The sequence below is a fragment of the Klebsiella sp. R445 genome (assembly GCF_051131755.1).
Classification (GTDB): domain Bacteria; phylum Pseudomonadota; class Gammaproteobacteria; order Enterobacterales; family Enterobacteriaceae; genus Klebsiella; species Klebsiella lignicola.
In genome coordinates this window covers 1,911,948-1,937,717 of sequence record NZ_CP180446.1, presented here as the reverse complement: position 1 = coordinate 1,937,717, position 25,770 = coordinate 1,911,948, and the positions used below count along the sequence as shown (strand labels likewise).

The 25,770-nt window shown below is 56.0% G+C and carries 21 protein-coding genes and 1 other annotated feature; of the genes, 12 read left to right on the top strand and 9 right to left on the bottom strand.

Annotated elements, in window-relative coordinates; genetic code table 11:
- Nucleotides 1–19: 19 nt before the first annotated feature.
- Nucleotides 20–1,213 (bottom strand): efflux RND transporter periplasmic adaptor subunit, encoded by a 1,194-nt coding sequence (acrA, locus tag ACMYSN_RS09005; RefSeq protein WP_462497759.1) that lies wholly within the window; start codon nucleotides 1,211–1,213, stop codon nucleotides 20–22.
- Nucleotides 1,214–1,355: 142 nt separating this feature from the next.
- On the opposite strand from acrA, the gene acrR reads away from it, so the two are divergent.
- Both acrR and mscK read left to right on the top strand, forming a co-directional pair.
- Nucleotides 1,356–2,006 (top strand): multidrug efflux transporter transcriptional repressor AcrR, encoded by a 651-nt coding sequence (acrR, locus tag ACMYSN_RS09000; protein ID WP_123755737.1) that lies wholly within the window; start codon nucleotides 1,356–1,358, stop codon nucleotides 2,004–2,006.
- A gap of 133 nt (nucleotides 2,007–2,139) precedes the next feature.
- A complete protein-coding gene (gene mscK, locus ACMYSN_RS08995; protein ID WP_462497758.1) occupies nucleotides 2,140–5,484 on the top strand; it encodes an MscS family mechanosensitive channel in 3,345 nt (1,114 codons plus the stop codon).
- A 76-nt stretch (nucleotides 5,485–5,560) separates the two neighbouring features.
- Here the strand turns inward: mscK and rsmS are convergent, their stop codons facing one another.
- Complete coding sequence (gene rsmS, locus ACMYSN_RS08990; protein ID WP_462497757.1) at nucleotides 5,561–5,725, bottom strand: DUF2496 domain-containing protein; 165 nt, start codon at nucleotides 5,723–5,725, stop codon at nucleotides 5,561–5,563.
- Nucleotides 5,726–5,739: 14 nt separating this feature from the next.
- The gene (gene priC, locus ACMYSN_RS08985; RefSeq protein WP_154143536.1) at nucleotides 5,740–6,267 is read right to left on the bottom strand and encodes a primosomal replication protein N''; all 528 of its coding nucleotides are present in this window, start codon (nucleotides 6,265–6,267) and stop codon (nucleotides 5,740–5,742) included.
- Nucleotides 6,268–6,336: 69 nt separating this feature from the next.
- Between priC and ACMYSN_RS08980 the strand changes: the two genes are divergently transcribed.
- The 9 genes from ACMYSN_RS08980 (at nucleotide 6,337) to ACMYSN_RS08940 (ending at nucleotide 15,720) form a co-directional block, all read left to right on the top strand.
- On the top strand, nucleotides 6,337–6,714 hold the full coding sequence (locus tag ACMYSN_RS08980) for a DUF454 family protein (RefSeq protein WP_434667085.1): 378 nt from the start codon (nucleotides 6,337–6,339) through the stop codon (nucleotides 6,712–6,714).
- 150 nt (nucleotides 6,715–6,864) lie between these two features.
- The gene (gene apt / locus ACMYSN_RS08975; protein ID WP_004129935.1) at nucleotides 6,865–7,416 is read left to right on the top strand and encodes an adenine phosphoribosyltransferase; all 552 of its coding nucleotides are present in this window, start codon (nucleotides 6,865–6,867) and stop codon (nucleotides 7,414–7,416) included.
- Nucleotides 7,417–7,508: 92 nt separating this feature from the next.
- Nucleotides 7,509–9,425 (top strand): DNA polymerase III subunit gamma/tau, encoded by a 1,917-nt coding sequence (gene dnaX, locus ACMYSN_RS08970; RefSeq protein ID WP_462497756.1) that lies wholly within the window; start codon nucleotides 7,509–7,511, stop codon nucleotides 9,423–9,425.
- Nucleotides 8,755–8,819, top strand: a sequence feature (DnaX frameshifting element). (Overlaps the previous gene by 65 nt.)
- Nucleotides 9,426–9,482: 57 nt before the next feature.
- Nucleotides 9,483–9,815 (top strand): YbaB/EbfC family nucleoid-associated protein, encoded by a 333-nt coding sequence (locus tag ACMYSN_RS08965; RefSeq protein ID WP_004858807.1) that lies wholly within the window; start codon nucleotides 9,483–9,485, stop codon nucleotides 9,813–9,815.
- Nucleotides 9,815–10,420, top strand: a complete 606-nt coding sequence (gene recR, locus ACMYSN_RS08960) for a recombination mediator RecR (protein WP_004858810.1) — start codon at nucleotides 9,815–9,817, stop codon at nucleotides 10,418–10,420. The genes ACMYSN_RS08965 and recR overlap by 1 nt, the downstream gene beginning before the upstream one ends.
- Before the next feature lie 111 nt (nucleotides 10,421–10,531).
- The gene (gene htpG / locus ACMYSN_RS08955; protein ID WP_462497755.1) at nucleotides 10,532–12,406 is read left to right on the top strand and encodes an Hsp90 family chaperone protein; all 1,875 of its coding nucleotides are present in this window, start codon (nucleotides 10,532–10,534) and stop codon (nucleotides 12,404–12,406) included.
- A 211-nt stretch (nucleotides 12,407–12,617) separates the two neighbouring features.
- Entirely contained in the window at nucleotides 12,618–13,262 is a 645-nt protein-coding gene (gene adk / locus ACMYSN_RS08950; protein ID WP_123755744.1) for an adenylate kinase, read from the top strand.
- A 127-nt stretch (nucleotides 13,263–13,389) separates the two neighbouring features.
- Nucleotides 13,390–14,352 (top strand): ferrochelatase, encoded by a 963-nt coding sequence (hemH, locus tag ACMYSN_RS08945; RefSeq protein WP_462497754.1) that lies wholly within the window; start codon nucleotides 13,390–13,392, stop codon nucleotides 14,350–14,352.
- Between the two features lie 63 nt (nucleotides 14,353–14,415).
- Nucleotides 14,416–15,720 carry an inosine/guanosine kinase gene (locus ACMYSN_RS08940; RefSeq protein ID WP_462497753.1) on the top strand — a complete coding sequence of 435 codons (1,305 nt, stop codon included), beginning with the start codon at nucleotides 14,416–14,418 and terminating at the stop codon, nucleotides 15,718–15,720.
- Nucleotides 15,721–15,826: 106 nt separating this feature from the next.
- On the opposite strand, the gene ybaL is transcribed toward ACMYSN_RS08940, so the two are convergent.
- Complete coding sequence (ybaL, locus tag ACMYSN_RS08935; RefSeq protein WP_462497752.1) at nucleotides 15,827–17,503, bottom strand: cation:proton antiporter; 1,677 nt, start codon at nucleotides 17,501–17,503, stop codon at nucleotides 15,827–15,829.
- A gap of 291 nt (nucleotides 17,504–17,794) precedes the next feature.
- On the bottom strand, nucleotides 17,795–19,015 hold the full coding sequence (locus ACMYSN_RS08930) for an MFS transporter (RefSeq protein ID WP_462497751.1): 1,221 nt from the start codon (nucleotides 19,013–19,015) through the stop codon (nucleotides 17,795–17,797).
- Between the two features lie 163 nt (nucleotides 19,016–19,178).
- On the opposite strand from ACMYSN_RS08930, the gene ushA reads away from it, so the two are divergent.
- Nucleotides 19,179–20,831 (top strand): bifunctional UDP-sugar hydrolase/5'-nucleotidase, encoded by a 1,653-nt coding sequence (gene ushA, locus ACMYSN_RS08925; protein ID WP_462497750.1) that lies wholly within the window; start codon nucleotides 19,179–19,181, stop codon nucleotides 20,829–20,831.
- Between the two features lie 59 nt (nucleotides 20,832–20,890).
- On the opposite strand, the gene ybaK is transcribed toward ushA, so the two are convergent.
- The 4 genes from ybaK to ACMYSN_RS08905 all read right to left on the bottom strand — a co-directional run bounded on the left by ybaK (nucleotide 20,891) and on the right by ACMYSN_RS08905 (nucleotide 25,754).
- Entirely contained in the window at nucleotides 20,891–21,370 is a 480-nt protein-coding gene (gene ybaK / locus ACMYSN_RS08920; protein ID WP_434586105.1) for a Cys-tRNA(Pro)/Cys-tRNA(Cys) deacylase YbaK, read from the bottom strand.
- 201 nt (nucleotides 21,371–21,571) lie between these two features.
- Nucleotides 21,572–22,366, bottom strand: a complete 795-nt coding sequence (locus ACMYSN_RS08915) for a TraB/GumN family protein (protein ID WP_462497749.1) — start codon at nucleotides 22,364–22,366, stop codon at nucleotides 21,572–21,574.
- Between the two features lie 51 nt (nucleotides 22,367–22,417).
- Nucleotides 22,418–24,919: a copper-exporting P-type ATPase CopA gene (gene copA / locus ACMYSN_RS08910; RefSeq protein ID WP_462497748.1), complete on the bottom strand. Its 2,502-nt coding sequence runs from the start codon at nucleotides 24,917–24,919 to the stop codon at nucleotides 22,418–22,420.
- 121 nt (nucleotides 24,920–25,040) lie between these two features.
- Nucleotides 25,041–25,754 carry an MgtC/SapB family protein gene (locus ACMYSN_RS08905; protein WP_462497747.1) on the bottom strand — a complete coding sequence of 238 codons (714 nt, stop codon included), beginning with the start codon at nucleotides 25,752–25,754 and terminating at the stop codon, nucleotides 25,041–25,043.
- Between the last annotated feature and the right edge of the window lie 16 nt (nucleotides 25,755–25,770).

Below are 25,770 nucleotides of genomic sequence, written 5' to 3'. Positions count from 1 at the left end.
TTAACGTCTCCTGTTTAAGTTAAGACTTGGTTTGTTCTGACTGCGCGTTACTGGCAACTTGCTGTTTATCGTCAGAGGTCACTTCCTGCGCTTTTACCTGCACGCCTGGTTTTACTTTTTGCAGCCCGGTGACGATCACGCGATCGCCGGATTTCACGCCGCTGGTCACCAGCCATTTATCGCCGATTGCCTGCGTGGCATTGACCTGGCGGGTTTCCACTTTATCGCCTTCACCCACCACCATCACGCTGGCATCGCCACGTGGTGTACGGGTGACACCCTGCTGCGGAACCAGCAGCGCATCCGGGTTGGTGCCTTCCTGCAGACGAGCGCGCACGAACATACCTGGTAACAGCGTGTGGTCCGGGTTCGGGAAGACAGCACGTAAAGTGATTGAACCGGTTGTCTGGTCAACGGTGACATCGGAGAACTCAAGCGTACCGGCTTGCGGGTACTCAATCCCGTCGCTGGTCACCAACTCGACTTTGGCTTTGCCGTTTTCTTGTTTCAGCGTGCCATTTGCCAGCTCTTGTCGCAGACGCAGGAAATCGTTGCTCGACTGGGTTACGTCAACGTAGATCGGATCCAGCTGCTGAACGGTGGACAGGGCGGTGGTTTGACCGTTCTGCACCAGCGCACCTTCGGTGACCGCAGATTTGCCAATGCGGCCGCTGATCGGCGACGTGACTTTGGTATAAGCCAGGTTAATACGTGCAGTTTCTACCGCAGCTTTCGCGGCGACAACGGCAGCATTGTTCTGCTGAGCATCGGCGACCGCAGTATCATAGTCTTGTTGACTGATGTACTTGGTACCAAGCAGTTTCTGATAACGTTTAACCGTCAACTGAGCGATATTGGCCGCCGCTTGTGCTTTGGCTAAATCGCCTTTCGCACTTTCATAGCTGGCCTGATAGGTCGCGGGGTCGATCTGATAGAGAGACTCGCCGGCCTTGATGTCGCCACCTTCCGTAAAGTTACGTTTCAGAATAATGCCACTTACCTGAGGGCGGACTTCTGCAATACGGTAGGCGCTGGTACGGCCCGGTAGCTCAGTGGTGATTTGCAGAGGTGCGGATTTGAGCGTCACTACACCGACTTCCGGCATATGCTGAGCCCCTTGCTGAGCCGGTTTGTCGTCACATCCTGTTAGCGCTAAGCTGCCTGAGAGCATCAGAACGACCGCCAGAGGCGTTAACCCTCTGTTTTTGTTCATATGTAAACCTCGAGTGTCCAATTTCAAATTGTTCAGTGGCTCAAACGACCACAAACCCACTACTGTGTTTCTATTATGGTCATGCTATGGTACATACATTCACAAATGTATGTAAACGTAACCTCTGTAAACTCATTAACCTATGGCACGAAAAACCAAACAACAGGCACTTGAAACCCGGCAACACATACTGGATGTGGCTTTGCGTTTGTTTTCGCAGCAAGGCGTATCATCTACCTCGTTAGCAGCAATTGCAAAAGCTGCCGGGGTGACGAGGGGGGCTATCTACTGGCATTTTAAGAATAAATCAGATTTATTTAACGAAATCTGGGTGCTGTCGGACGCAAGTATTAGCGATCTTGAAGTTGAGTATCGGGCAAAATTCCCCAGCGATCCACTCTCAGTTGTCCGTGAGATCTTAGTTTATATCCTTGAAGCTACGGTGACAGAAGAGCGTAGACGACTGATGATGGAAATTATATTCCATAAGTGCGAATTCGTCGGTGAGATGGCGGTAGTGCAAAACGCACAACGCAGCTTATGTCTCGAAAGCTACGATCGCATAGAACATACACTCCGTGAATGTATTGCCGCCAAACTGCTGCCCGCCAACCTGCTCACCCGTCAGGCCGCCGTTTTAATGCGCAGCTATCTCTCCGGACTGATGGAAAACTGGCTTTTTGCGCCAGATTCTTTCGATCTCAAAAAAGAAGCCCGTAACTATGTTTCTATTCTTCTAGAAATGTATCAGCTCTGTCCTTCTCTCCGGGAGCCAGCGGAAATTAAGAATTAACTGAGCTGACAGGACAAAAAAGGTGGTTTTTTGCTGCTGCTGACTGCTATTCGCGCGCTGGCAGAAGTGCTATTCTGCGCGCTGTAACGATCCCCGGTATTCTCCGGCTTTTGCAACCACTCGTGCTAACACTATGCTGCATACTATTCGTAGGCGTAATGCCACTTCCGCGTTTGTCATTCTACTGTTGTTATTTGTTAGCTGCCTTAGCATTAATCAGGCCCAGGCAGCTGATGTTCCCGACCGATCTGATGTTCAGAATCAACTTAATACCCTGAATAAACAAAAAGAACTGACTCCACAGGATAAGTTAATTCAGCAAGACCTGGTTCAAACGCTTGAAGCACTCGATAAAATCGAGCGGATAAAGGCCGAAACCACCCAACTGCGCCAGCAGGTAGAACAGGCGCCGGCGAAGATGCGTCAGGCGGTTGATAACCTCAACGCCCTCAGCGATGTGCCTGACGATGAGGCCACGCGCAAAACGCTCAGCACGCTCTCTTTGCGTCAGCTTGAATCGCGGGTCACCCAGTCTCTGGACGATCTCCAGACCGCACAGAACGACCTGGCAACCTACAACAGCCAGCTGGTCTCCCTGCAAACGCAGCCGGAACGTGTGCAAAACGCCATGTATTCGGCGTCCCAGCAGCTCCAGCAAATACGTAACCGGCTGAATGGCACCACCGTTGGCGAAGAGGCGTTGCGCCCGAGCCAGCAGGGATTACTCCTGGCGCAGCAGGCGTTGCTGAATGCGCAGATCGATCAGCAGCGCAAGAGCCTCGAAGGGAACACGGTCCTGCAGGATACCCTGCAAAAACAACGTGACTACGTCAGCGCCAACAGCAACCGTCTGGAGCATCAGCTGCAGCTGTTGCAGGAGGCGGTCAACAGCAAACGCCTGACGCTAACCGAAAAAACGGCTCAGGAAGCGGTAACTCCCGATGAGACCGCACGTATTCAGGCCAACCCGCTGGTCAAGCAGGAGCTGGAGATCAACCACCAGCTCAGCCAGAAGCTGATCTCGGCGACGGAAAACGGCAACCAGCTTGTGCAGCGCAACATTCAGGTCAAAAACTGGCTCGACCGGGCGCTGCAATCTGAACGCGATATCAAAGAGCAGATTTCCGTCCTTAAGGGGAGCCTGCTGCTGTCCCGTATTCTCTACCAGCAGCAGCAGACGCTGCCGTCGGCAGAAGAGCTGAGCGATATGACCAACCGGATTGCCGACCTGCGTCTGGAGCAATTCGAGGTCAACCAACAGCGTGATGCGTTGTTCCAGAGCGACAACTTCGTGGCCAAACTGGAAGAGGGGCATAGCGCTGATGTGACGCCAGAGGTGCACGATGCGCTGCTGGATGTCGTGGATATGCGTCGTGAGCTGCTCGATCAGTTTAATAAGCAGCTCGGTAACCAGCTGATGATGGCGATTAACCTGCAGATCAACCAGCAGCAGCTAATGAGCGTCTCGAGCAACCTCAAAGCGATCCTCACCCAGCAGATTTTCTGGGTGAACAGCAATAAACCGATGGACTGGGACTGGATTAAATCCTTCCCGGAGGCGCTGAAAGGGCAGTTTAAGGCGATGAAAATCACCGTAAACTGGGAGAAAGCCTGGCCTGCGGTGTTTGTTGCTTTCCTCGCCGGTCTGCCATTGTTGCTGATTGCCGGGGTGATTCGCTGGCGCCTGCAGTGGCTGCGTAACTACCAGGCTAAGCTGGCGTCGCAGGTCGGACAGCTGCGTAACGATACGCAGCTCCATACGCCGAAAGCGATTCTGATCGATCTGATTCGTGCCTTGCCGGTGGTGCTGCTGATTCTGGCTGTGGGTCTGATTTTGCTGACCATGCAGCTGAATATCAGCGAACTGCTGTGGGCCTACAGTAAAAAGCTGGCCCTGTTCTGGCTGGTGTTCGGCCTGTGCTGGAAAGTACTGGAAAAAGATGGCGTGGCGGTCAGCCACTTCAATATGCCTGCCCAGTTGACCAGCCACTGGCGTCGTCAGATTGTCCGTGTGAGCCTGGCGCTATTGCCGCTGAATTTCTGGTCGGTGATGTCTGAGCTGTCGCCGCTGAACCTGATGGATGACGTTCTGGGACAGTTCGTTATCCTGATGAACCTGCTGCTGATTGCGGTGCTGGTGTGGCCAATGTGCCGTGATAGCTGGCGCGATAAAGAATCACACAGCCTGCGTCTGCTCACCGTCACCGTGCTCTCTATTGTGCCAATTGCATTGATGGTGCTGACGGCAACGGGCTACTTCTATACCACCTTGCGTCTTGCGGGCCGCTGGATCGAAACCGTCTATCTGGTGATGCTGTGGAACCTGCTGTACCAGACCGTGCTGCGTGGCCTGAGCGTTGCCGCGCGACGTATCGCCTGGCGTCGTGCGCTGGCCCGTCGTCAGCACCTGGTGAAAGAGGGGGCCGAAGGGGCTGAGCCGCAGGAAGAGCCAACGATTGCCCTGGAGCAGGTCAACCAACAAACGCTGCGTATTACCATGCTGGTCATGGTCGCCTTGTTTGGCGTGGTGTTCTGGGCGATTTGGTCCGATCTGATTACCGTGTTTGCCTATCTCGATAGCATTACGCTGTGGCACTACAGCGGCACCGAAGCGGGCGCCAGCGTGGTGCGTAGCGTGACGATGGGCAGTCTGCTGTTTGCTATTGTCGCGTCGATGGTGGCCTGGGCGCTGATCCGCAACTTGCCTGGTCTGCTGGAAGTCCTGATCCTCTCGCGGCTGAATATGCGCCAGGGGACCTCCTATGCGATCACCTCGATTATGAACTACGCGATCATCGCCATCAGTGCGATGACGGTGTTCGGCGCGCTGGGGGTTTCCTGGGATAAATTGCAATGGCTGGCGGCGGCACTCTCCGTTGGTTTGGGCTTCGGCCTGCAGGAGATCTTCGGGAACTTCGTTTCCGGCCTGATCATCCTCTTCGAACGCCCGGTGCGCATCGGCGATACGGTGACGATCGGTACTTTCTCCGGTACCGTCAGCAAGATCCGTATTCGCGCCACCACCATTACCGACTTCGATCGTAAAGAGGTGATCATCCCGAACAAAGCGTTTGTGACCGAGCGCCTGATCAACTGGTCGCTGTCCGACACCGTGACGCGTGTGGTGATCCGCCTTGGAGTGGCGTATGGCTCCGATCTCGATAAGGTGAAAGAGGTCTTGTTGCAGGCGGCGCACGAACACCCGAAAGTGATGCAGGAGCCGGCGCCATCGGTATTCTTCACCACGTTTGGCGCGAGCACGCTGGATCATGAGCTGCGTTTATACGTGCGTGAACTGCGCGACCGTAGCTACACGGTGGATGAGCTGAACCGGGCGATTGACCGCCTGTGCCGTGAGAACGACATTAATATCGCCTTCAACCAGCTGGAAGTGCATCTGCGTAATGAAAAAGGTGATGAAGTGACCGAGCTGAAGCGGGAAGTCAAAGGCGACGATCCGTCACCGGCTATCGGTTAAAGTGCGGTAGATTGACGATCAACAGGGGCGGCCAGGGTACCGCCCCTGTTGATTAACGGTGTGAGTTAGCGTCGCTTCATTCGCTGGGCTGGGTGTCTGGCTGGTTTAGTTTTTTCTCATAATCACGTTTGATTATCTCCAGCGCACCCAGCACCGTCCGTGCCGGGACCTGGTTCTCTTCGAGCAGCATAATCAAATCAACGGCCAGTTTGACCTCATCCGGAGCGGTTTCCAGGGACATTGCGTTTCCTTCTGTTAGCGCGTTATACGTGCCAGTACGGCTTCTATTTTTTCAAGTGCATCGCGACAGCGCGCCAGGCGTCCGGCATAGGCGTCCACCTCTTTGGCCAGCCGTTGCTGATCCTCAAGCGTTGTCGCTTGTGCCAGTTGACGCTGGCGATCGTTTCTCATCGCCAGCAGCCGACGTTCATACTCCTGATGCTGCAACCGCCGCCGCTGCCAGCGCTGCAGTCCGGGGGAAGCGCTATCCCATTGACGCAGAGACCAGGTGGCCGCCTCCCGGTTCAGGGCGGCGATTTGCGCGACCAGCCGTTCCGCCAGCCAGCTCACCTGCGGCAATTGCTGGTTTTCCACCGCCTGGCGCAGCTCAGCAAAATGTTGCTGCGCTTCTTCAAGACAAGACTGCATCAATGTACTGCGGGTGCGAAACAACTGCCGGTCGAAGCGGGCGCTGAGCGTCGCATGCTGCGCCAGCGGTGCAAGCTGTACCGCCAGCTGGGCCAGCTGATTTTCCAGCGTTTGTAAAAGCCGGGTTGTTTTCAATGAACTCCTCCCTACCGCGATAAACAACTGTGCTACAGTAGCCATCTCTGCTTGATAACGATTCGCATTATGCCACGTATTATTTTAATCATCATTGGCTGGCTGGCGGTAGCCCTGGGGACGCTGGGCATCTTTTTGCCTTTGTTGCCAACCACGCCGTTTATTCTGCTGGCGGCCTGGTGTTTTGCCCGTTCATCACCGCGTTTTCACCACTGGCTGCTGTATCGTTCCTGGTTTGGCGGCTATCTTCGCCACTGGCAGCAGTACCGCGCGATGCCGCCTGGCGCCAAGCCGCGGGCGATAGTCATGATCCTGCTGACCTTTGCCCTTTCGCTGTGGCTGGTTAAGCTTACATGGGTGCGCATCTTGCTGCTGGTAATACTGACCTGCCTGCTGATATTTATGTGGCGCATTCCGGTGGTTGATGCAAAGCAACAAAAGCACTGATGCACAATAATGAAGGTTGCAATTGTCGCTGACAGACAGTAAATTCTGGCGTTTTCGAGCGCGGGCATGCCTGGTCAAAGGTTGAACAAATGTTTCTTTGGCCCATTTTGCACGCCCGTGAGTAACACTGTTTTAATCAGGCATAAACTTATGACCGCAACTGCACAGCAGCTTGAATATCTGAAGAACAGCATCCAAAGCATCCAGGACTACCCGAAGCCTGGCATCCTTTTCCGTGATGTCACCAGCTTACTGGAAGACCCGAAAGCCTATGCGCTCAGCATTGAACTTCTGGCCGAGCGTTATAAAGACGCGGGAATTACCAAGGTGGTTGGGACCGAAGCGCGTGGTTTCCTGTTTGGCGCCCCGGTTGCGCTGGCGTTGGGTGTGGGCTTTGTGCCGGTACGTAAACCCCGTAAGCTGCCACGTGAAACCATTGCCGAAAGCTACGAGCTGGAATACGGCACCGATCAGCTGGAAATCCATGTTGATGCGATCAAAGCCGGTGATAAAGTGCTGGTGGTCGACGATCTGTTGGCAACCGGCGGCACCATTGACGCGACGGTGAAGCTGATCCGTCGTCTGGGTGGCGAAGTGCATGATGCAGCCTTCATTATCAATCTGTTCGATCTGGGCGGTGAGCAGCGTCTGGAAAAGCTGGGCATCAATTGCTATAGCCTGGTTCCTTTCCCGGGCCACTAAGCATTTCCAGATACATAGCCTCGCCGATCGGGCGGGGCTGTGATAGCATGACCCCCTCGTGATTTCACCTTCCAGCGTTTCAGAGCCAGCCCATGAGTTATCAGGTCTTAGCCCGTAAATGGCGCCCACAAACCTTTGCTGACGTCGTCGGCCAGGAACATGTGCTGACCGCACTGGCGAATGGCTTATCGTTAGGGCGCATTCATCACGCTTATCTCTTTTCCGGCACCCGTGGCGTAGGGAAAACCTCGATCGCCCGCCTGCTTGCGAAAGGACTAAACTGCGAAACCGGTATTACCGCCACGCCGTGCGGCGTTTGCGATAACTGCCGGGAAATAGAGCAGGGGCGCTTTGTCGATCTGATTGAGATCGATGCCGCCTCTCGAACCAAAGTCGAAGATACCCGCGACCTGCTGGATAACGTCCAGTACGCGCCGGCCCGTGGCCGCTTTAAGGTCTATCTGATCGACGAAGTCCATATGCTGTCGCGCCATAGCTTCAACGCGTTGTTAAAAACGCTGGAAGAGCCGCCGGCGCACGTCAAATTCCTGCTAGCGACCACCGATCCGCAGAAGCTGCCGGTGACGATCCTGTCGCGCTGCCTGCAGTTCCATCTGAAGGCGCTGGATGTCGAACAGATCCGCCATCAGCTTGAACATATTCTCGGTGAAGAACAGATTGCCTTTGAATCCCGCGCGCTGCAGCTGCTGTCGCGTGCGGCGGATGGCAGCCTGCGCGACGCGTTAAGTCTCACCGACCAGGCGATTGCCAGCGGTGATGGCCGCCTGACGGCGGAGTCGGTCAGTACCATGCTGGGTACGCTCGACGACGATCAGGCGCTGTCGCTGATTGAAGCGCTGGTGGCTGCCGATGGCGAACGCGTGATGGCGGGCGTCAACGATGCCGCTTCCCGCGGTGTTGAGTGGGAAGCCTTACTGGTTGAAATGCAGAGCCTGCTGCACCGCATTGCGATGGTTCAGCTGTCGCCTTCGGCGCTGGGTGCGGACATGGCCGCCATTGAACTGCGCATGCGCGAACTCGCGCGCACCGTGCCGCCTGCTGATGTCCAGCTATACTATCAGACGCTGTTAATTGGCCGTAAAGAGCTGCCCTATGCGCCAGACCGACGCATGGGTGTTGAAATGACGTTACTGCGTGCGCTGGCGTTTCATCCGCGCACGCCGCTGCCAGAACCCGAGGTAAAACCCGCGCCAGCGATACCGGCTGCACCGGTTCAGGCAGCAGCGCCGTCAGCCCCCGTCGGGCAGTCGCAACCGCCGCAGAATTTGCCGCAAACCACCAGCCAGGTGCTGGCGGCCCGTAGCCAGCTGCAGCGTGGTCAGGGAGCACCCACACCAAAAAAGAGTGAACCGGCAGCCGCATCCCGCGCGCGGCCGGTGAATAACGCTGCGCTGGAGCGCTTAAGTTCGATTACCGAGCGCGTACAGGCGCGTCCTGCCGTCGCGGCGGCCCAGGAAAAAGCACCGGCTAAGAAAGAAGCCTATCGCTGGAAATCGACCACCGTCGTCGAAACCGTGAAAGAAGAGGTGGCGACGCCGAAAGCGCTGAAGAAAGCGCTGGAGCATGAAAAAACGCCGGAGCTGGCGGCCAGGTTGGCGCTGGAAGCCGTCGAGCGCGATAGCTGGGCGGCAGAGGTCCATCAGCTTGCCGTACCGAAGCTGGTGGAGCAGGTAGCGCTAAATTCCTGGAAAGAGCAGGAGGGGCCGCGAATCTGCCTGCATCTGCGTCCGAGCCAGCGGCATCTGAATTCCGCTGGTGCGCAGCAAAAGCTGGCCGAAGCGCTTGGCATATTGTACGGTTCACCGGTTGAACTGACTATCGTAGAAGACGATAATCCTGCGATGCGCACGCCGCTGGAGTGGCGGCAGGCAATTTATGAAGAGAAGCTCGCGCAAGCGCGCGAAGCCATTATTGCGGATAACAACATTCAGACGCTGCGTCGGTTCTTCGATGCGGACCTGGATGAAGAGAGTATTCGCCCCATTTGATTGCAAGTTTAACTTGCGGTCAGCATCCTTAACGATGACTTACTGAGAGAGAAGCCTATGTTTGGTGGAAAAGGCGGCCTGGGTAACCTGATGAAACAGGCCCAGCAGATGCAAGACAAAATGCAGAAAATGCAGGAAGAGATCGCGCAACTGGAAGTCACCGGTGAATCCGGTGCCGGTCTGGTTAAAGTGACCATCAACGGCGCACACAACTGCCGTCGCGTGGAAATCGACCCGAGCCTGCTGGAAGACGACAAAGACATGCTGGAAGACCTCGTGGCTGCGGCGTTCAACGATGCGGCACGCCGCATTGAAGAGACCCAGAAAGAGAAGATGGCCTCCGTCTCCTCCGGTATGCAGCTGCCGCCTGGCTTTAAGATGCCATTCTGATGCAAACCAGCCCGCTGTTAACTCAGCTTATGGAAGCATTGCGCTGTCTGCCGGGCGTTGGCCCGAAGTCAGCGCAGCGCATGGCGTTCACGCTGCTTCAGCGCGATCGTAGCGGCGGGATGCGTCTGGCGCAGTCGTTAACGCGTGCAATGTCGGAAATCGGCCACTGTGCCGATTGCCGTACTTTCACCGAGCAGGAAGTGTGCAATATTTGCAGCAACCCGCGCCGCCGTGAAAACGGGCAGATCTGCGTGGTAGAAAGCCCCGCGGATATCTACGCGATTGAGCAGACCGGGCAGTTTTCGGGCCGCTATTTTGTCCTGATGGGCCACCTGTCACCACTTGACGGGATTGGACCGGATGACATTGGGCTCGATCGCCTGGAGCAGCGCCTGCGTGACGAATCGATGCAGGAAGTGATCCTCGCCACCAATCCCACGGTGGAAGGTGAAGCGACCGCCAATTATATCGCCGAACTCTGCGCGCAGTATGGCGTAGAAGCCAGCCGCATTGCCCATGGCGTTCCCGTCGGCGGCGAGCTGGAAATGGTCGACGGCACCACGCTGTCCCACTCCCTGGCCGGGCGGCATAAGATTCGTTTTTAACCAAACGGAGGCGCTTTTCGGGGCCTCCGCTTGAAAATTTCCCCTCCCGTCCCCATCTCCCCTTCATCGGTTTTTTTACCATTAACAATGGCATTGTTGAGGTTGATTTAGATGAAAGGACAAGAAACTCGTGGTTTTCAGTCAGAGGTAAAACAGCTTCTGCACCTGATGATCCATTCTCTTTATTCCAATAAAGAAATTTTCCTGCGTGAACTGATTTCCAACGCCTCCGATGCGGCAGACAAGCTGCGCTTCCGCGCGCTGTCCCAGCCCGACCTGTACGAAGGTGACGGTGAACTGCGCGTGCGCGTTTCGTTTGATAAAGACAACCGCACCCTGACCATCGCCGACAACGGTATCGGGATGAACCGTGAAGAGGTTATCGACCACCTCGGGACCATTGCCAAATCCGGGACCAAATCGTTCCTCGAATCAATGGGCTCCGACCAGGCCAAAGACAGCCAGCTGATTGGTCAGTTTGGCGTCGGCTTCTACTCGGCGTTTATCGTGGCGGATAAAGTCACCGTGCGCACCCGTGCGGCGGGCGATAGCGCAGAAAACGGCGTGTTCTGGGAGTCAGCCGGTGAAGGTGACTACACCGTGGCCGATATCACCAAAGCCGATCGCGGTACCGAAATCACCCTGCACCTGCGTGAAGGCGAAGATGATTTCCTTAACGACTGGCGCGTACGTTCGATTATCAGCAAATACTCCGACCATATTGCGCTGCCGGTAGAGATCGAAAAGCGTGAAGAGGTTGACGGCGAAACCGTGATCTCCTGGGAGAAAATCAACAAAGCCCAGGCGCTGTGGACCCGTAATAAGTCTGAAATTAAAGACGACGAATACAACGAATTCTATAAGCACATTGCCCATGACTACAGCGACCCGCTGACCTGGAGCCACAACCGTGTGGAAGGCAAGCAGGAGTACACCAGCCTGCTGTATATCCCTTCCCAGGCACCGTGGGATATGTGGAACCGCGATCATAAACACGGTCTGAAGCTGTACGTGCAGCGCGTCTTCATCATGGATGAAGCCGAGCAGTTTATGCCGAACTACCTGCGCTTTGTCCGTGGCCTTGTGGACTCCAACGATCTGCCGCTCAACGTCTCGCGTGAAATCCTGCAGGACAGCAGCGTCACCCGCAACCTGCGTACCGCACTGACCAAGCGTGTGCTGCAGATGCTGGAGAAACTGGCGAAAGACGACGCCGAAAAATATCAGACCTTCTGGCAGCAGTTTGGTCTGGCATTGAAAGAAGGCCCGGCGGAAGACAATGCAAACCAGCAGACTATCGCGAAGCTGCTGCGTTTTGCCTCTACCCATACCGACTCCTCCGCCCAGACCGTGTCGCTGGAAGAGTATGTCTCCCGCATGAAAGAAGGGCAGGAGAAGATTTACTACATCACTGCCGACAGCTATGCGGCAGCGAAGAGCAGCCCGCACCTGGAACTGCTGCGTAAGAAAGGGATCGAGGTCCTACTGCTGTCTGAGCGCATCGACGAGTGGATGATGAGCTATCTGACCGAGTTCGATGGCAAAGCCTTCCAGTCAGTGGCGAAAACCGACGAGTCGCTGGAAAAACTGGCCGATGAGGTGGATGAAAGCACCAAAGAGGCAGAAAAGGCGCTGGAGCCGTTTGTTGACCGTGTGAAAACCCTGCTGGGCGAGCGTGTGAAAGAGGTCCGTTTGACGCACCGTCTGACCGATACCCCGGCTATCGTCACCACTGACGCGGACGAAATGAGCACCCAGATGGCGAAGCTGTTCGCCGCTGCGGGCCAGTCCGCGCCGGAAGTGAAGTACATCTTCGAACTGAACCCGGCGCACCCGCTAGTGAAACGCGCGGCGGATACTCAGGAAGATGCCCGGTTCAGCGAGTGGGTTGAGCTGCTGCTCGATCAGGCCCTGCTGGCGGAGCGCGGTACGCTGGAAGATCCGAACCAGTTTATTCGCCGGATGAATCAGCTGCTGGCATCGTAATCTCCCTGCTGTTTGCCCTCAGCGGCCCCGACTCATCAGAGACGCGGGCCGCTGAGGGCCTCTTCTCTGATCGTCTAAAATCTGCCTTTCAGGCAAAATAAACCCTCCATTAACCGTTTCAGCCGCTCTGCCTTCCTTGAGCCATCTGCGTTCTGGTGGTATGGTTTATCGTTTTTGAAAAATTGAATCGACTTTTGAGGGGATTTTCGTAATGCGTATTATTCTGCTTGGCGCTCCGGGCGCGGGTAAAGGAACTCAGGCTCAGTTCATCATGGAGAAATACGGTATTCCGCAAATCTCTACCGGTGACATGCTGCGCGCCGCTGTGAAATCTGGCTCTGAGCTGGGTAAACAGGCGAAAGACATCATGGACGCAGGCAAGCTGGTGACCGACGAACTGGTTATCGCGTTGGTGAAAGAGCGCATCACTCAGGAAGATTGCCGTAACGGCTTCCTGCTGGACGGTTTCCCGCGCACTATTCCGCAGGCTGACGCCATGAAAGAAGCGGGTATCGCGGTTGATTTCGTACTGGAGTTTGACGTACCGGACGAGCTGATCGTCGATCGTATCATCGGTCGTCGCGTACACGCAGCTTCTGGCCGCGTTTACCACATCAAATTCAATCCGCCGAAGGTGGAAGGCAAAGACGACGTGACCGGTGAAGACCTGAGCACGCGTAAAGATGACCAGGAAGAGACCGTACGTAAGCGCCTGGTGGAATACCATCAGATGACGGCTCCGCTGATCGGTTATTATCAGAAAGAAGCTGAAGCGGGCAACACCCAATACGCGAAAGTAGACGGCACCAAAGCGGTTGCTGAAGTACGCGTAGAACTGGAAAAAATCCTCGGTTAATCCCGTTGGTTCTCATCCTGCCACGTCGGGATGAGAACACCTCTCATTCTACCTTTTTCTATGATTGGTTCCGTTTAGCGCCATTTCAGCTACAATTGTCAGCGATTCAAATGGTTAAGAGGCGGTAATGCAGCAGACGAAAACAGGTATCTTGTTAGCCAACTTAGGCACTCCCGATGCGCCCACGCCCGATGCGGTGAAGCGCTACCTGCGACAGTTTCTCAGCGACACGCGCGTGGTGGATACGCCCCGTCTGCTGTGGTGGCCGTTACTGCGTGGCGTGATCCTGCCGCTACGTGGACTGCGGGTCGCAAAACTTTATCAATCGGTATGGATGGAAGAAGGCTCTCCGCTGCTGGTCTACAGCCGCCGGCAGCAGCAGGCGCTGGCCGCACGTTTACCCGACACGCCGGTGGCTTTAGGTATGAGCTACGGCTCTCCTGCGCTGGAAAGCGCGGTAGATGAACTGCTGGCACAGGGCGTGAACCATATCGTGGTGCTGCCGATGTATCCGCAATACTCCTGTTCCACCGTGGCGGCGGTGTGGGATGAACTGGCGCGCATTCTGGCCAAAAAGCGTGCGATTCCGGGCGTGTCGTTTATTCGTGATTACGCCGATGACACCAGCTACATCAAGGCGCTGGCGGAAAGCGTTCGTGCCTCGTTCGCGGTGCATGGCGAGCCCGATGTGCTGCTGCTCTCCTATCACGGGATCCCCCAGCGCTTTGCCCATGAAGGGGATGACTACCCGCAGCGCTGTCGCGATACCACGCGTGAACTGGTGTCGGCGCTGGGTCTTTCACCGGACCGCGCAATGATGACCTTCCAGTCGCGCTTTGGCCGAGAACCGTGGCTGACGCCTTACACCGACGAGACTTTAAAAATGTTGGGCGAGAAGGGGGTCAAACACATTCAGGTTATCTGTCCGGGCTTTTCTGCCGACTGCCTCGAAACGCTGGAGGAGATTGCGGTACAGAATCAGGAGATTTTCCTGGAAGCTGGCGGACAGAAATATGAATACATTCCGGCGCTCAATGATAATGACGCGCATATCGAAATGATGGTGGACCTGACGGCGGCGTATCGCTGATCGTGCGTGGCGCGGGGAATATGCTATTATTCCCCGCTTGTCCACAGCCACTAAATCACCACTATGAAATTTCCCGGTAAACGCAAATCCAAACACTATTTTCCCGTTAATGCGCGCGATCCGCTGTTACAACAAATTCAGCCGGAAAATGAATCTAACATCGCCTGGGTGGTGGGTATCGACCAAACGCTGGTCGATATCGAAGCGAAAGTCGATGAGGCGTTTATCCAGCGCTATGGCCTGAGTGCCGGCCACTCTCTGGTGATTGAAGATGACGTCGCCGAAGCGCTGTATCAGGAACTGCTCCGCGATAACCTGATTACCCATCAGTTTGCCGGTGGGACGATCGGCAATACCATGCACAACTATTCCGTGCTGGCGGATGATCGCTCGGTGCTGCTGGGCGTCATGTGCAGCAATATCGAAATCGGCGGCTACGCCTACCGCTATCTGTGCAACACCTCCAGCCGTACCGATCTGAACTACCTGCAAGGAGTGGACGGGGCGATTGGCCGCTGTTTTACCCTGATTAGCGATGCCGGCGAACGCACCTTTGCGATCAGCCCGGGCCACATGAATAAGCTGCGTCCGGAAAGTGTCCCGGAAGCGGTGATTGCTGGCGCCTCAGCGCTGGTGCTGACCTCTTATCTGGTGCGCTGCAAGCCGGGTGAGCCGATGCCGGATGCCACGATGAAAGCCATCGAATATGCCAAAAAGCATGACGTCCCGGTGGTGTTGACGCTGGGCACCAAGTATGTGATTGCTGACAACCCGGAATGGTGGCAACAGTTCCTGACGGAGCACGTCTCGATTTTGGCGATGAATGAAGAAGAGGCGCAAGCGTTAACCGGCCTGTCCGATCCGCTGCTGGCCTCCGATAAGGCGCTGGAGTGGGTGGATCTGGTGCTGTGCACCGCGGGACCTGCGGGCCTGTATATGGCTGGTTTCACCGAAGAGGACGCCCGGCGTAAAACCCAACATCCGCTGCTGCCAGGGGCGATTGCCGAATTTAACCAGTTTGAATTCAGTCGCGCCATGCGCCATCAGGATTGTGAGAACCCGCTGCGGATCTACTCACATATTGCGCCCTACATGGGCGGCCCTGAGAAAATCATGAATACCAACGGCGCGGGTGACGGCGCGCTGGCGGCGCTGCTGCATGACATTACGGCTAACAACTATCACCGTAACAACGTCCCGAACTCCAGCAAGCACAAGTGCAAATGGCTGACCTACTCGTCGCTGGCGCAGGTGTGCAAATATGCTAACCGGGTGAGCTATCAGGTCTTAAACCAGCATTCGCCGCGCTTAAGCCGTGGCCTGCCGGAACGGGAAGATAGTCTGGAAGAGGCATACTGGGAACGTTAAGTGCGTTGTCCCCTCGCCGGGCTGGAGGGGAGCCACAGGAACCGACATCCTTTCCGCAAGCGCCTCTCCGTTCTGGAGAGGCCTGTTAAGACGCCGTAAAGAACCGTTATCCGGTGACCACTTCACCTGCCGGTGGCGTTTCCAGCAGCAGCAGCATCGCGCGGGCGATTTCTCGCTCGCCCATGACCACCTTATTCGCCCCACGTTCGGTAATATAGTCCACTTCATCATCGTAATGGGCGCGGGCAATAATTTCGATGTTCGGGCATTTCTCTCGCGCTGAGGCGACGATCTCTCCGGCCTCATAGCCGTTAGGAATGGTCAGCAGCAGCCAGCGGGCGCAATCCAGATGCGCCAGATTCATGATTTCTTCATTGGCGGCATTGCCCAGTACGGCACGGATGCCTCGTGCGCGCAGTTCGTCCACCCGGGTGCGGGAGGTTTCGATCACCACCAGCGGGATCCCCTGCGCCATCAGTTTTTCACCCAGCAGACTCCCGACGCGCCCGAAGCCGACCAGCAGCGCGTGGTTGCATATATCGACCGGAATTTGTTTCTCTTCTTCGAGGACTTCTTCGAGGGTTTGCTCGTCGAGGGTTTCGGTTTTATCGAGGTATTTTTCCAGCAGGGTGAACAGCACCGGGTTGAGCATGATCGAGATAATCGCCCCGGCCAGCACCAGATTTTGCCCGGCCTGCGGCAGCAGATCCAGCGCCATACCAAGCCCGGCCAGAATAAAGGCGAACTCACCGATTTGCGCAAGGCTGGCGGCGATAGTCAGCGCGGTGCGCGGCGAGTGGCCGAACATCCGCACGAGGAAAAAGGCAGCGACAGACTTACCGAAGATAATGATCGCCAGCGTTGCCAGTACCGCCAGCGGCTGTTCCAGCAGGATCATCGGGTCGAACAACATGCCAACGGAGACAAAGAACAGGACCGCAAAGGCATCACGCAGCGGCAGCGTATCGTGCGCGGCGCGGTGGCTGAGTTCGGATTCATTCAGCACCATGCCGGCGAAGAAGGCACCGAGCGCGAAGGAGACGTCGAACAACTCAACCGCTCCGAAGGCGATGCCGAGCGCCAGGGCCAGCACGGACAGAGTAAATAGCTCGCGGGAGCCGGTGGCGGCGCTGCGGGACATAATCCACGGCACCAGACGACGGCCCACCAGCATCATAATGGCGATAAAGGCGATCACTTTCCCGATGGTGATACTCATATCGACGGCCAGCGAGGCCAGGCCGACGTCACCTTTTTCTGCCATCCCGGCGACGGCGGGCAGCAGAACGAGGGTCAGCACCATCACTAAATCTTCGACGATCAGCCAGCCGATGGCGATTTGCCCTCGTTGACTGTCAATCAGTTGCCGTTCTTCCAACGCGCGCAGCAGCACCACGGTACTGGCGGTAGAAAGACACAGGCCAAACACGATGCCGGTCATCAACGACCAGCCCAGCACGGCTGATAGCGCCATACCCAACAGCGTTGCCACGGCTATCTGGGCAATAGCGCCGGGAATGGCGATGGACTTTACCGCCATCAAATCCTTTAAGGAGAAGTGCAGCCCGACGCCAAACATCAACAAGATGACGCCCAGCTCGGCCAGTTCCGGCGCTAGCTTGGTATCGGCAACGAAGCCAGGAGTAAAGGGACCGGATAACACACCTGCTAACAGATATCCCACCAGTGGAGAAATACGTAACTTATTGGCAATCATGCCGAATATAAAAGCGAGGACCAGCCCGCCGACAATGGTGGTGATAAGCGGTGTTGCGTGGTGCATTCCGTCTCCTTGTATGTGGTGAGCCAGTCCATTTTCAGGCACTGCATCCATCAGGCGCCTCTGCGTTCGCTTTGAACTAACCCGAATGATTTTGCGTATAAACCTAAAAAACCGAGTAATAGTTTATGACAGTTTTGACTGTTTTGTTTATGAATAATTATTGAATTATGCAGAAAAAGGGAATTAGAACGAAAAAAAGCACAGACGGGAAAACGACGGCAGATAATACGTAGAAGTGCTGATGGTATCAGGGATGTTGGCGGCCAAAGTTTCACTTTAGCCGCCGGATATTTAAGATTTATGGCGGTTGTCAGGGAGGAATATCGTCAATATGCCGATAAGTGGCAAGAAAGCGCAGATTTTATAGACCAGTTCAATACTGGTATGGTCCGCTAACAGCCCCAGTACCGCGGCGCCAAGGCCACCCATCCCAAAGGCAAAACCGAAAAACAGACCAGAAACCATGCCGATACGCCCCGGCATCAGCTCCTGGGCGTACACTAAAATGGCGGAAAACGCCGACGCGAGGACAAAACCAATAATCATGGTTAAAATCCCGGTCCATTCCAGCGTGGCATACGGCAAAATAAGGGTAAAGGGCGCGACGCCGAGGATAGAGCCCCAAATAACATATTTACGCCCAATTTTATCGCCAACAGGCCCGCCAATCACCGTGCCTGCCGCGACGGCAAACAGGAAAATAAACAGGTGAATCTGGGCGTTCTGGATCGATAATCCGAATTTATGCATCAGATAAAAGGTGTAATAGCTGCTAATGCTCGCCATATAGAAATATTTCGAGAAAATCAGCATCAGCAGGATCCCGACCGCCAGAATCACCTTATTCCTTGGCAGCGGGCTGGCGACGATGGTCTTAGGTTTTCCTTTATTCATTCGGTGCTGCGCGGCATACCAGCGGCTGACTTGCAGCAGCACCACGATAGCCAGCAGCGCGGCCAGAACAAACCAGGCGACGTTGCCTTTGCCGTAAGGGGCGATAATCACCGCTGCCAGCAACGGACCCAGAGAACTCCCGAAGTTACCGCCCACCTGGAACAGCGACTGGGCCAGACCGTGACGGCCACCGGAGGCCATGCGTGCCACGCGCGACGACTCCGGGTGGAACACCGACGAGCCGATACCCACCAGCGCGGCAGCGAGCAGCACCATCCCGAAACTTCCCGCCAGCGCCAGAAGCACCAGGCCGCAGAGCGTGAAGCACATACCGATGGGCAGCGACCACGGCATCGAGTGTTTATCGGTCCAGTAGCCGACCACAGGCTGCAGCAGCGAAGAGGCCAGCTGGAAGGTCAGGGTGATCATGCCGATCTGCACGAAGGTCAGGGAAAACTCCGACTGTAGCAGCGGGTAAAGCGCCAGAATCAGCGACTGGATCATATCGTTAAGCAGATGGGAAAGGCTGATAGCCCCCAGGATGCCAAATGACGTGCGTGCTTTTTGCGGCGCAGCAGCGGGGCCGGATAAGGGTTGGATTGTTTGATTCGTCGCCATAGGTTCACTTAGAGAGTGTTATTGTGGATGCAGGTGTAATTATTATCTGACTAACATACCTGCCCCTAAGGTTTGAAGGAAGTCTCAATTCGGAAAACATATTTGTCAGGTGATGTAACTCGCTATACTTTCAGCACTTGTATATTGAGTCAGGGAGAGAGAGATGCATTTTTTAAAACGGAGCATGGCGCTGGGGTTACTCGCCGCGCTGTCGCTGGGGAGCATGTCTGCACAGGCTTACGAGCAGGATAAAACCTATAACATCACCATCCTGCATACCAACGATCACCATGGCCACTTCTGGCGTAGTGACTACGGGGAATATGGTCTGGCCGCGCAAAAAACGCTGGTGGACGGTATTCGCAAAGAGGTTGCGGCTGAGGGTGGCAGCGTTCTGTTGTTATCCGGCGGTGATATTAATACCGGCGTACCAGAGTCGGATCTGCAGGACGCCGAGCCGGATTTTCGCGGCATGAACCTGATTGGCTATGACGCGATGGCGGTGGGGAACCATGAGTTCGATAATCCGCTCAGCGTGCTGCGCCAGCAGGAAAAGTGGTCTAAATTCCCGTTCCTTTCTGCCAACATCTACCAGAAAAGCACCGGCGAGCGGCTGTTCAAGCCCTGGGCGCTGTTTAAGCGCGGCGGGCTGAAAATTGCGGTCATTGGCCTGACTACCGATGATACGGCGAAAATCGGTAACCCGGAGTATTTCACCGATATCGAATTCCGCAAGCCGGCGGATGAGGCCAAACTGGTTATCCAGGAACTGCAGCAGACTGAAAAACCGGATGTGATCCTGGCAACCACCCATATGGGCCATTATGACAACGGGAATCACGGTTCGAACGCCCCGGGCGATGTCGAAATGGCCCGTAGCCTGCCGGCGGGATCGCTGGCGATGATCGTCGGCGGCCATTCGCAGGATCCGGTCTGTATGGCGTCGGAGAATAAAAAGCAGGTCGATTATGTACCTGGAACGCCGTGCGCGCCGGACAAGCAGAACGGTATCTGGATCGTTCAGGCCCATGAGTGGGGCAAATACGTAGGCCGCGCGGATTTTGAGTTCCGCAACGGCGAAATGAAGCTGGTGCACTATCAGCTGATCCCGGTCAACCTGAAGAAGAAGGTCACCTACGATAACGGCCAGAGCGAACGCGTGCTCTATACGCCGCAAATTGTCGAGAACCCGCAGATGCTGTCACTGCTGACGCCGTTCCAGAATAAGGGAAAAGCGCAGCTTCAGGTGAAAATCGGCAGCGTCAACGGGCATCTTGAGGGCGATCGCAGCAAGGTTCGTTTTGTGCAGACCAATATGGGACATCTGCTGCTGGCGGCACAAATGGCGCGCAGCAATGCCGATTTCGCCGTAATGAGCGGCGGCGGTATCCGTGATTCCATCGAGGCCGGCGACATCACCTATAAAGATGTGATGAAGGTGCAGCCGTTTGGCAACGTGCTGGTGTATGTCGATATGAACGGCCAGGAAGTGACGCAGTATCTGACGGCGGTGGCGCAGATGAAGCCGGATTCCGGTGCTTATCCGCAGTTCGCTAACGTCAGCTTCGTGGCGAAAGACGGCAAACTCAATGATTTGAAAATCAAAGGTGAACCGGTCGATCCGGCGAAGACCTACCGCATGGCGACGTTGAGCTTCAACGGGACCGGCGGTGATGGCTATCCGCACATTGATACCAAACCCGGCTACGTCAATACCGGGTTTATCGATGCCGAAGTTCTGAAAGAGTATATTCAGAAGAACTCACCGCTGGACGCGGCAGCTTATGAGCCGCAAGGTGAGGTGAGCTGGCAGTAACGCCCGAGGCACTCCCCGGTGGCGCTACGCTGCCTCCGGGATTCTGCGCGGGTGCAAGATTAATCGCGACGGGCGATATCGGCGAAGGTGGCCTCAAGGGTCTTCGCCAGATCGCTGGCCGCCAGCTCAATATCCAGCCCGCGTTTGCCGCCGGAAATATAAATGGTGGCAAACTCCTGGGCGGGCGCATCGATCACCGTTGGCAGGCGCTTTTTCTGCCCAAGCGGGCTGATACCGCCCACCAGGTAACCGGTGACGCGCTGGGCGACCATCGGGTCTGCCATATCCACTTTCTTCGCGCCCAGGGCTTTGGCCACCTTTTTTAAATCCAGCTGCCCGGCCACCGGCGTCACCGCCACGGCCAGATGCTTCATATCCCCGTTCACCGCGACCAGCAGCGTCTTATACACCTGGTCCGCATTCAGCCCCAGTTTGCGCACCACCTCGTCACCAAAGTTGGTTTCATTGGGGTCGTGATCGTAGCTATGAATCTTAAACGCAATCTTGTTTTTTTCGAGTAACTTAACGGCGGGAGTCATATCTGTCCTTCTTACCAACCGATCTCAGGTGCGCTCAGGATACGCCTGTCGAATGTGTAAAAAATAGTACTATCTTGCGCAATAGTATTGGCAGTGATGGTTACTTTGAGCGACAATCGAACGATCCGGAATGTAAATTCCGGGATAATAATAATGATGAAATTCCTCTTTGACGGGCCAATAGAAATATTGGCCATTTTTTTACGTCAGCATCTCAGGCAGATTTCCTTCCCCGTATAAATGCAGCGCGCCAACGGCGACGACATAGCGCCCCGGCGGCAGCGCCAGCAGCGTCTCGCGCCACGCCAGGTTGCGCTGGTGCATCAGCACATCGTACAGCGACTGGCTGAAGGTGGTCGGCAAAACGGTTGCGCCTTTGGCCGGCGGTTGTTCCAGCCACCAGCCGATCATCACCTGCAGAAGACGGGCGTTAGTGTGCCAATGGGTCAGGGTGTCGTCCAGCAGAGCCAGCCCGCCATCCGACAGGTCGCGCAACAGCGCAATCTGGCTGTCGGTGCCTTCAAGCTCCATCACTCGCACACGATGCTCGCGCGCCGCCATCAGCAACTGGTAATCAATACCGTAATCCGGGCGCAGTCCCAGCTTCTGAGCCTGCGTTGCCTGCAGGACCATGGCGACCTGCCATAACGGCTGGCTGTCAAACAGCGCCGTCGAAAGCCCCATTTCCGCCGCACGGGCCTCCAGCTCAACGATCTGTTCCGCAGTTAAACGCTCCGCAAGGGGAGGACAGACGGGAAGGTCGCTGAAGGGCGTTTCGTTGCCGGAAATATCCGCCTCGACGATGAGCGCGTCGGCCTGGCGAATTTTTTTCAGCAGTCTGGCAGGGGGAGGGGACATGTCGCGGGTGCCCATATGGATACTGCCAACCAGATGCAGATAACGCTTTCCGGGAAGGGTGATATCCAAAGCAGGCCAGGAATAAGACGAGCCGACGGCGGCTCGCCACAGCATTTTTATTCGGTTTAACAGGCCCATACGCGCTCCGTAGTGTGAAGCCTTCATGCTAGCGCGTATGGGTTATAACATCTAGTCTTTCGGTTTAAAGCGCAGCAGGCGGTTGGCGTTGCTGACCACGGTAATGGACGACAGCGCCATGGCTGCGCCCGCCACTACCGGGTTGAGCAGGGTGCCGGTCAGCGGCCATAAAATCCCGGCGGCAATCGGAATGCCCAGCGAGTTATAGACGAATGCCCCCAGCAGGTTCTGCTTCATGTTGCGCAGCGTGGCTTTCGAAATGGCCAGCGCATCGGCGACGCCGTTCAGACTATGACGCATCAGGGTAATCGCCGCGGTCTCAATGGCCACATCGCTCCCGCCACCCATCGCAATTCCGACGTCAGCCTGGGCCAGTGCCGGGGCATCGTTGATACCGTCGCCCACCATCGCCACCTGGTGTCCCTGACTTTGCAGACGCTTGATCGCATCGGCTTTACCATCCGGCAGCACGCCGGCAATGACCTCGTCAATGCCGGCCTCTTTGGCGATGGCGTTGGCGGTTGTCGGGTTGTCCCCGGTCAGCATTACCAGACGGTAGCCCTGGCGATGCAGGCGAGCCAGCGCGGCGACGCTATCGCTACGCAGCGGGTCACGAATGGCGAACAGCGCAGCAACCTGGCCATCAACCGCCAGCAGTACCGGCGTGGTCCCTTGCGAGGCCTGAGTGGTTATCTCGTGCTCCACCTCGGCGGTGGCAATGTTCTGTTCATTGAGCAGCGCCTGGTTACCGAGGAGCAGCGTGCGATCTTCCGCCTCGCCGCTGACCCCCAGCCCGCGCAGGGTCCGGAAGTTATTGACGATCGGCAGCTGGCTGTCGGCCGCTTTATCCAGAATCGCCCGTGCCAGCGGGTGGCTGGAACCTTGCTCCAACGCCGCCGCCAGGCGCAGTGCGGTGGTCTCATCAATGTCGGCAAAGGTTTTCACCGCCACCACCTGCGGTTTACCTTCGGTGAGGGTACCGGTTTTATCAAACACGATAGTATCCAGCTGACTGGCGCGCTGGAGGGCATCGGCGTCGCGGACCAGTACGCCATACTCAGCGGCGCGACCGACCCCGGAGATAATCGACATCGGTGTCGCCAGGCCCAGCGCACAAGGACAGGCGATAATCAGTACCGTGGTAGCAATTACCAGGGTGTAGACAATTTGCGGCGCCGGTCCGAAGAAGTACCAGATGGCCGCGCTGAACAGTGCTATCGCCACCACTGCCGGCACAAACACGGCAGAGATTTTATCCGCCAACTGGCCGATTTCCGGCTTGCTGCTTTGAGCCTGACGCACCATGCGAATAATACGGGCGAGGGTGGTCTGGCTACCGACGGCGCTGGCGGTAAAGAGCACGCTCCCGTCCTGAACAACCGTACCGGCATGCAGCGTATCGCCGTCGGCTTTCTGCTGGGGGATCGGCTCGCCGGTCAGCATTGCTTCGTCAAGCCAGGCTTCGCCCTGACTTATCACGCCATCCACCGGGACCCGGTCGCCGGTGGTCAGGCGCAGGGTCATCCCCGGCTGCACGTCAGCCAGCGGTACGCTTTTTTCGCCTTCTTCGGTGATAACCCGTGCCGAAGGTGGCGTCAGGTCGAGCAGTTTTTCCAGCGCTTTGGAGGAGCGCTGTCGGGCGCGGGCCTCCAGCATATGGCCAAGGTTAATCAAACCGATGATCATCGCGCTGGCTTCATAATAGAGATGGCGCGCTTCCATCGGGAACCACTGCGGCCACAGGTTGACGCTCATCGAGTAGAGCCAGGCGACGCCGGTCCCCAGCGCCACCAGCGTATCCATGGTGGCGGTGCCGTTTCTCAGGCTTTTCCACGCGCTGCGATAGAAGTGCCCGCCGGCAAAGACCATCACCGCCAGGGTGACCAGGCCGATAACCAGCCACAGGGAACGGTTATCGTCGGAGACCATCATGTTGTCGCCGATCATCCCCCAGACCATCACCGGGACACCGACCAGCAGGGCGACTATCGCCTGCCAGCGGAAGCGCTTCATGGTGGCGATGGCGGTTTCATGCTGCCGTTCGCGGCGTTCCAGGTCATCTTCGATCGCTTCTGCGCCGTAGCCGGCCTTCTCCACCGCCTTGACTAATTCGGTAGCGGACGCGCTGCCCATAATCAGCGCAGTGCGTTCCGCGAGGTTTACCCGTGCCTGTACCACGCCCGGCACCGCGGCAAGCGCGTTTTGTACCCGGGAGACGCAGCTGGCGCAGCTCATGCCGTTGATCAGCAACTGTTGACTGTCATCTTCATCATGGGCTACCGGAAGCTCAGAAGAGGCCGCTGTCAGTGCTTCCGACGGGGTTATCGATTCCGCCAGCGGTTTAGCCTTTGGGTGGCTGAGCTCCGCGCCGTATCCGGCTTTCTGAATGGTGTCGATTAACGCCTCTGCGCTGGCGCTGCCGGTAATGTGCGCTTCGGTGATGGTCACCTCTGCCTGTTCAACGTCAGGACGTTGCTCCAGGCTCTCTTTAACGCGTTTGACGCAATGACCGCAGCTGAGGCCGTCGAGCGTCAGGTCGATAGTGTTAGACATACTAAATCTCCTGTATAATTACCCGGTCAATGACTGACCGAACCAACCCTTTCATCGAGTATTATGAAGGTTAAACCTTCCAGCAAGGGGAAGGTCAAGGTGTTTATTTGGGGGGACGTTTTTAGTGTTCCAGCGCAATCGCGCAGACATGGTCTAGAGAGGAAAGGTTGCTGTACAGTTCGGGTAAGGTCATTTTTCTTCTAATTATTACTTTGAGGTTGACCTCTATTTTTCCTTTTTTTAAATCACGAATCGTGATGGCTTCGATAATATTTTTTTGCTGCGTAATACTCTCTATTAGCGTTTTTAAGCCGGATTTTTCATCAAGAATAATACGGATTTTTACTTTACCGGGTGACTGGTTTTTAGTTTGTAAAAAGATGACGAAATAACTGAGCTTGATTGCCAACAGGAATAATCCCGTGGCGAGAAGGGCATGAAGATAAAAACCCGCGCCGCTGGTAATGCCTACTCCTGCGGAAGCCCATACTATTGCCGCTGTCGTCAGCCCGGATATCGCATCATCATGTCGGTGGAGGATCACGCCCGCGCCGAGAAATCCGACGCCGCTGATGATCTGTGCCGCTAGTCGCATAGGATCGCTCCGGATATTGACAGAGATCTCAGCGTAATACTCTGCTGATTGGATCGAGACGATCGTCAGAACGCAACTGGCTACGGAAATAATCACGCAGGTTTTAAAGCCAACCGGTTTACCTTTTGATTCTCTCTCCTGGCCGATGATTCCACCGAGAATAAAAGCCACACCAATTTTGCATAGCGTAATGAAAATAGATTCTCCCCCACCGGATAAGATGACCGCTAACGTATTCAATTTTCCTCCACAAAAA

Bases quoted from the DNA above. Each gene is read 5' to 3' on its own strand.
- ACMYSN_RS08930 (WP_462497751.1), bottom strand. From the start codon at position 19,015: ATGGCGACGAATCAAACAATCCAACCCTTATCCGGCCCCGCTGCTGCG.
- copA (WP_462497748.1), bottom strand. From the start codon at position 24,919: ATGTCTAACACTATCGACCTGACGCTCGACGGCCTCAGCTGCGGTCAT.
- ybaL (WP_462497752.1), bottom strand. From the start codon at position 17,503: ATGCACCACGCAACACCGCTTATCACCACCATTGTCGGCGGGCTGGTC.
- ACMYSN_RS08940 (WP_462497753.1), top strand. From the start codon at position 14,416: ATGAAATTTCCCGGTAAACGCAAATCCAAACACTATTTTCCCGTTAAT.
- recR (WP_004858810.1), top strand. From the start codon at position 9,815: ATGCAAACCAGCCCGCTGTTAACTCAGCTTATGGAAGCATTGCGCTGT.
- apt (WP_004129935.1), top strand. From the start codon at position 6,865: ATGACCGCAACTGCACAGCAGCTTGAATATCTGAAGAACAGCATCCAA.
- hemH (WP_462497754.1), top strand. From the start codon at position 13,390: ATGCAGCAGACGAAAACAGGTATCTTGTTAGCCAACTTAGGCACTCCC.
- ACMYSN_RS08965 (WP_004858807.1), top strand. From the start codon at position 9,483: ATGTTTGGTGGAAAAGGCGGCCTGGGTAACCTGATGAAACAGGCCCAG.
- ushA (WP_462497750.1), top strand. From the start codon at position 19,179: ATGCATTTTTTAAAACGGAGCATGGCGCTGGGGTTACTCGCCGCGCTG.
- ACMYSN_RS08915 (WP_462497749.1), bottom strand. From the start codon at position 22,366: ATGGGCCTGTTAAACCGAATAAAAATGCTGTGGCGAGCCGCCGTCGGC.
- dnaX (WP_462497756.1), top strand. From the start codon at position 7,509: ATGAGTTATCAGGTCTTAGCCCGTAAATGGCGCCCACAAACCTTTGCT.
- ACMYSN_RS08980 (WP_434667085.1), top strand. From the start codon at position 6,337: ATGCCACGTATTATTTTAATCATCATTGGCTGGCTGGCGGTAGCCCTG.
- acrR (WP_123755737.1), top strand. From the start codon at position 1,356: ATGGCACGAAAAACCAAACAACAGGCACTTGAAACCCGGCAACACATA.
- acrA (WP_462497759.1), bottom strand. From the start codon at position 1,213: ATGAACAAAAACAGAGGGTTAACGCCTCTGGCGGTCGTTCTGATGCTC.
- htpG (WP_462497755.1), top strand. From the start codon at position 10,532: ATGAAAGGACAAGAAACTCGTGGTTTTCAGTCAGAGGTAAAACAGCTT.
- rsmS (WP_462497757.1), bottom strand. From the start codon at position 5,725: ATGTCCCTGGAAACCGCTCCGGATGAGGTCAAACTGGCCGTTGATTTG.
- adk (WP_123755744.1), top strand. From the start codon at position 12,618: ATGCGTATTATTCTGCTTGGCGCTCCGGGCGCGGGTAAAGGAACTCAG.
- ybaK (WP_434586105.1), bottom strand. From the start codon at position 21,370: ATGACTCCCGCCGTTAAGTTACTCGAAAAAAACAAGATTGCGTTTAAG.
- mscK (WP_462497758.1), top strand. From the start codon at position 2,140: ATGCTGCATACTATTCGTAGGCGTAATGCCACTTCCGCGTTTGTCATT.